Below are 5,572 nucleotides of genomic sequence, written 5' to 3'. Positions count from 1 at the left end.
TCCAGTGCTTTGGAAATTTCTTCTTCTACGTTATACAGATCAAAGATTGGTCGTTGGCTTTGGTAATGCTCAAGGATCACGGCACGTTTGGGCAAAAAATCCTGCATGAATTTCTTGGTTTGTTCATAAGCTTCGTGACTGTCAATACGAATGCGTTCGGTTTCCTCATTTAACAGGTCACGCACGCTGCGTTGTGGCAAATCGAGATCTTTATGCACCAGTTCTTTGGTCGCAGAGACCAGATTTTTTTCGGTGATAATCTGCCATTGTTTTTGCAAATACAACATATCGGCACGCAAGGCACTGGCCGAAGCACCTTCAGCGGCAGTACGCACAATAAAGCCACCCTGGTCGCTTTCGCGAAAATCGGCCATGGCTTTACTCAGGCGTTCGCGCTCATCTTCGTCTTTGATGCGATTGGAAATTCCCACATCGCTACCTTTGGGCAAAAACACTAAAAATCGTGACGGCAAAGTAATAAAAGTGGTGAGTCTGGCGCCTTTGGTGCCCATCGGGTCTTTGGTGATCTGCACCATGATATCGCTACCCTCGTTCAAGAGATTGCGAATATCCTGGTTTTGTTGCGAATACGCCGACTCATCATCCACACCCAAATGCACAATGTCGGACGCGTGTAAAAAAGCCGAACGTTCCAGACCGATCTCGATAAACGCGGCTTGCATGCCAGGTAAAACCCGTGAGACCTTGCCTTTGTAAATATTACCGATCAAACCGCTGCTGGATTGACGCTCGACAAACAATTCTTGCAATACACCATTCTCCAGCAAGGCCGTACGCGCCTCGTAAGGGGTAACATTGATCAGAATTTCCTGGGTCATCTAGAGCAGTCTTTTAAAGGTGTGGATGTCAAAGGGTTTAAGCAACTTGGCGGTTTCGTACAGGGGCAAACCCATGATGCCGCTATAACTGCCCGAAATATGTTTTATGAACTGGGCCGCCAGGCCTTGTACGGCATAACTGCCGGCTTTGTCGTAGGGCTCATCGGTTTGCAAATAAGCTTCAATTATGGAGTCGTCAATAACATCGAATTCTACCTCGCTGTAACTGAGTGCAAACTGAACACGCATTTCGCTGTCTTCATCGGCCGCGGCGATCGCCACGCCGGTTAGCACTTCATGCGTACGACCGGACAACAATTGTAATTGGGTACGTGCCGCGTCCTTGTCATCGGGTTTACCCAGTATTTCTCCGTCACACACCACACTGGTGTCGGCTCCGAGCACTACCAGTAATCCGAATTTTTTATGTTCTTCACGTAAATTGATGTAGGCGGCCTGGGCTTTGCTTCTGGCCATGCGTTCGACAAAATCAGAGGGCGACTCACCTGCTTGCGGAATCTCTTCGATCTCCACAACATGCACATGATATTCCAACTCCAATTGTTGCAGTAACTCACTGCGTCGCGGGGACGCCGAAGCCAGGATCAATTGCGTAGTGTGGGTACTGGTCATATTTTTCCCGAGCTCAGGCGCGGTGGTAAGGATGACCCGACAGTATACTCGCTGCCCGGTAAAGCTGCTCAGCGAGCACCACGCGCACCAAGGCATGAGGAAGGGTTAATCTGGACAATGAGATCTTTTCCCGGGCACTCGCCATGAGTTTTGCATCGAGTCCATCCGCACCCCCGATCAGCATGGCAACGTCCGAGCCTTGTTGTTTCCAGTGAGCAAGACGCTGTGAAAGTTGTTCGGTGCTCAGAGCTTTGCCTTGCACATCGAGTGCCACCACATAATCTTTATCGTTGAGGGCCTTGTTGAATTGTCGACCTTCTGCTTCAATTGCGGCTGCTACAGAATAATTCTTTTTACTGCGTTGTCCGGCTTCCAGCTCGATCAGTTCCAGACGACTGTCACGCGGCATGCGTTTGGCGTAATCCTCATAACCCGTACGCATCCAGGCAGGCATTCTTTTTCCGGGACTGAGAATTCGGATCTTCATAAACCTGTGCCTTAAGCAATTTAGGAAGATTGCTCGCTGTGGGCAGTTTTTTTCTGTGGCACTGACCACAGGCCTTCGAGGTTATAAAAATCGCGTTTTTCCTGGGTCATGATGTGCACAATGGCATCGGCCAGATCGAGCAAAACCCATTCGCCTTGTCCGGCATCATCGCCTTCAATACCGAGCGGTTTGATGTCATGGGCTTTTACGGCGTCTATAATTTTGTTGGCCAATGAACGGTTATGCCGTTCCGAGCGGCCAGTGGCAATGACCAAACGATCGGTCAGGGTGGTCAAGGGACTGACGTCAAGCACTTTGATGTCAGAGGCTTTATTCTCATCCAGGGTAGTTTCGATGAGTTCGGCAAGGGTATTAATTTGCATGTTTGAAGTCGATTCTCCGGTTGTTAAAAAAATATTTGATTTGGTTTACTCTTCGCTGTCATCACGCTGGTGATAACAGGCAATGTCTAAAATTTTTTGGTTAACCTTGTCAGGCAACAAAAAGCGTGCGTCATAACCCGACTGGATCAGGTCGCGTATCCGGCTGGAGGCAATTTCCAGTTGGGTAACGGCATGAATATAAATTCGACCGGCGTGATGCCAGTGCAATTCACCCGGAAATGCGGTGCCCTGATCGCGGAGTATTTCCTGCAATCGGCCATCGGTTGGTTTTCGCCAGCCGGGACGGTGGGCCACGATAATGTTGGCCAGATTCAATAAGCGGCGCCATTGATGCCAGCTTGGCAAGCCGAGGAAGGCATCCATTCCCAGGATCAGACACAATGAAGCGTCGGGGAATTCTGTGCGTAAACTCTCAAGCGTGTCCACGGTGTATGAGGCCCCGCCGCGAATGATCTCGCGATCGTCGGCTACAAAGCCCGCTTGCGCTTCAACCGCAAGTTCAACCATGTCAAAACGTTGATCGGCAGTAGCCACAGTGCGTTTGCCGTGCGGCGGGTCACCACACGGGATAAAGCGTACTTCATCGAGGTTGACTGCCTGCATCAATTCAAACGCGGTGCGTAAATGCCCGAAATGGATGGGGTCAAAAGTGCCACCAAACACGCCGATGGTCCTGTTCGGATGTGCATTGTTATTCGATGTGCTCGTGGTCTGGTTCATGATTCCGTCAGGCAAGCACCGCGCGTGCAGAGTCTGGTGCCAGGCCTTGCACGCTTTGAATGCCAGCGAGTTTGGCAACCAGTAAAGACAATTCGTTCCACACGTCACCACTGCGGGTTTTGCGCGGCAACTGCCCTTTCATAATGCGGTCAATATCACTGGCGTGGTCAATCAAAGCGTACAAAGCGGCCACACTGTGACTGTTCAAAGCATGCCCGAAAGCGGCTGAACGGTTATCCCATATGCCCACCGAGCGCATCGCGCTATTTTGATTTTTACCCGCTTGTACTCCATGTGCAGCGGCAATTAACTGATGCAGGTCACGCAATAGTGACCACATAAGCAAAATGGGTTCCACACCTTCTGACTGCAAACCGTCCAGAATCTTCAAGGCACGACGCTTCCAGCCGCTCAATGCCGCATCACTTAAACGATACACATCGTAACGCGCCGAATGCGCCACCGCTTTTTGCACCTGTTGCACAGTCAAGTCGCCATCGGAAAACAATAAAGCGATCTTGTCGATCTCCTGGGCCGCGGCCAGCAAGTTGCCTTCGATCCGGTCAACCAGTAAACGCACCGCGTCGGTTTCGGCACGTAGTCCGTGCTTACCCAAGCGCTCACTGATCCAGCGTTGCATATGTTCAGGACGCACCGGACGCACATCCACAAACACGCCATGTTGGTCGAGACTTTTATACCACTTTGAGGAAGTCACCCCGCGCTCCAGTTTGGGACACAGGATGATCAACAAAATATCTTCGGGCTGCTTGCTGATCAGCTCATGCAACAAATCCATGCCGTCTTTATTTACTTTGCCGGTCGGCAAACGCAATTCAACAATTTTGCGACTCGCGAACAAAGAGAAATTACCGGCGTGCGAGAGTAATTGTCCCCAGTCAAAGCCACGTTCGGCAATATACAATTCGCGTTCAGTGAATCCTTCAGCGCGAGCCTTGGAGCGGATCGTATCTACAGCTTCTTGTTGCAATAAAATTTCATCACCCGCGATCAAATAGACCGGCGCCAGTCCGCGTTGTAAATGTCCGGCAACCTGATTGGCGTAAATCTTCATTATTGAATTTCCGGCGACAGGAATTGCTGCCAATGGCGCTGACAGACGGAAAGTTTTGGAATGTTAGAATTTGAGCCGTGCAAAACTGCGGACAAGGAATACCGCGATGCGACTGAATGCGTTGAGGGTGTGATGATTATAATTTTTGGCTTTCCTGTTGCATGAGGCTCTATGATACACTCAATCGGGCAAAAAAACCCGTTTTATTAAGCTCGCTTCTGGCTCTAAAACCATGATTAATATACGATTTTCACATCAAGCGAATATTCGCCACAAGCTCCTGTTATTATCCGCCGTTGCCCTGCTCGGCGCATGCTCGTCAACCAGTCCCTACAGCAAGCCCGGTTCAAGTCAGCCCAGTGTGGTTGGTAGCTCGGGCAATAACAGCGATGCAAGGGATCGCAATCTGAAAAATACGGTGGTGATGGCCGCTTTGAATCAGGTTGGCACTCCGTATAAATACGGTGGCAGCAGCCCGGCCACCGGTTTCGACTGCAGTGGTCTGGTGCAGTACAGTCATTCACAAGCCGGTCTGTCGGTACCGCGCACCACTCGCAAACAAATGCAATTCTTTTCCAAAGTAAACAAACGTGAGCTGCGTGCCGGTGATCTGGCGTTTTTCCAAACCGGGCGCAACCAGTATCATGTAGCCATTATGTTGAACCAGAATGAATTTGTGCACGCACCGAGTTCAGGCAAAACAGTCTCAACCTCAAGTTTTTCCAATCCTTACTGGAAGGCGAATTTTATTAAAGCCGGAAGACTTTAAAATAATTTAATTCGGGTTTATTGACGTAATTTAAATTGATACTCGCTGGCGAGATCGATTAGCCCATAACCTAACAACCAGTCTTGAGCATCCTGTGCATCTTGCTCAAACCAGGCGCGGGTACTACCGAGACGGAATGAATAACCCCAGGCATCCATGTCTTTGAATATTTGTTCACGACTGTAGTTTGGAAAAGTTGCACTCATGAGAATTTGCAAATAACACACCGCATTCTCTTCCATGAAATCGCCTTTGCAGTTACCCAGGGCATCGGTGTGTAAATTTTCGCGACGCTCGGCTGTCATACAAATGTAATGGCCAGTTTCGTGCAAAATAGAATGGATTGGAGTATTTAAACTGGCGTATAAAGTGTTTTTTATTAACCCGGCCTCAGGTTCACCCCAGTAAGATCCCGGAATGTCACAACCGGGATCAACCACGTGCAAGTCCAGGCCAATGCGCTGCAATAATTCCCGCACGAGAAGCGTTTCGCTGGATTCAGATATTGCGTCAGACATTTTATACAAGCTACTAAACGATGATTCTTTAATCAATCTGACGCATACGCAAAATGATGCGCCTGGCCAGTTCGCGCTCGAGATCACGCATCAGGCGATCAGCTTCACGGCGTTTGGACAATACCGC

General features: G+C 49.6%; 8 protein-coding genes. 1 reads left to right on the top strand and 7 read right to left on the bottom strand.

The features are described from left to right. From HKN88_08040 to HKN88_08015, 6 genes are all read right to left on the bottom strand, one after another. Positions 1-839 (bottom strand): S1 RNA-binding domain-containing protein (locus HKN88_08040; GenBank protein ID NNC98010.1); only part of this gene is annotated, 839 nt, incomplete at its 3' end. Beyond that, the gene (maf, locus tag HKN88_08035) at positions 840-1,472 is read right to left on the bottom strand and encodes a septum formation inhibitor Maf (GenBank protein NNC98009.1); all 633 of its coding nucleotides are present in this window, start codon (positions 1,470-1,472) and stop codon (positions 840-842) included. A gap of 13 nt (positions 1,473-1,485) precedes the next feature. Continuing rightward, on the bottom strand, positions 1,486-1,959 hold the full coding sequence (gene rlmH / locus HKN88_08030) for a 23S rRNA (pseudouridine(1915)-N(3))-methyltransferase RlmH (GenBank protein NNC98008.1): 474 nt from the start codon (positions 1,957-1,959) through the stop codon (positions 1,486-1,488). A 20-nt stretch (positions 1,960-1,979) separates the two neighbouring features. After that, positions 1,980-2,342 carry a ribosome silencing factor gene (rsfS, locus tag HKN88_08025; GenBank protein ID NNC98007.1) on the bottom strand — a complete coding sequence of 121 codons (363 nt, stop codon included), beginning with the start codon at positions 2,340-2,342 and terminating at the stop codon, positions 1,980-1,982. 45 nt (positions 2,343-2,387) lie between these two features. Further along, positions 2,388-3,083 (bottom strand): nicotinate-nucleotide adenylyltransferase, encoded by a 696-nt coding sequence (gene nadD, locus HKN88_08020; GenBank protein NNC98006.1) that lies wholly within the window; start codon positions 3,081-3,083, stop codon positions 2,388-2,390. 7 nt (positions 3,084-3,090) lie between these two features. After that, positions 3,091-4,158, bottom strand: a complete 1,068-nt coding sequence (locus HKN88_08015) for a DNA polymerase III subunit delta (protein ID NNC98005.1) — start codon at positions 4,156-4,158, stop codon at positions 3,091-3,093. A gap of 232 nt (positions 4,159-4,390) precedes the next feature. Between HKN88_08015 and HKN88_08010 the strand changes: the two genes are divergently transcribed. Further along, positions 4,391-4,927 carry a C40 family peptidase gene (locus tag HKN88_08010; GenBank protein ID NNC98004.1) on the top strand — a complete coding sequence of 179 codons (537 nt, stop codon included), beginning with the start codon at positions 4,391-4,393 and terminating at the stop codon, positions 4,925-4,927. Positions 4,928-4,944: 17 nt separating this feature from the next. On the opposite strand, the gene HKN88_08005 is transcribed toward HKN88_08010, so the two are convergent. Next, entirely contained in the window at positions 4,945-5,445 is a 501-nt protein-coding gene (locus HKN88_08005) for a hypothetical protein (protein ID NNC98003.1), read from the bottom strand. Positions 5,446-5,572 lie beyond the last annotated feature (127 nt).

This window comes from Gammaproteobacteria bacterium (assembly GCA_013001575.1).
In the GTDB taxonomy this organism is placed as follows: Bacteria; Pseudomonadota; Gammaproteobacteria; order Steroidobacterales; family JABDMI01; genus JABDMI01.
This window is presented reverse-complemented; position numbering and strand designations above follow the sequence as displayed.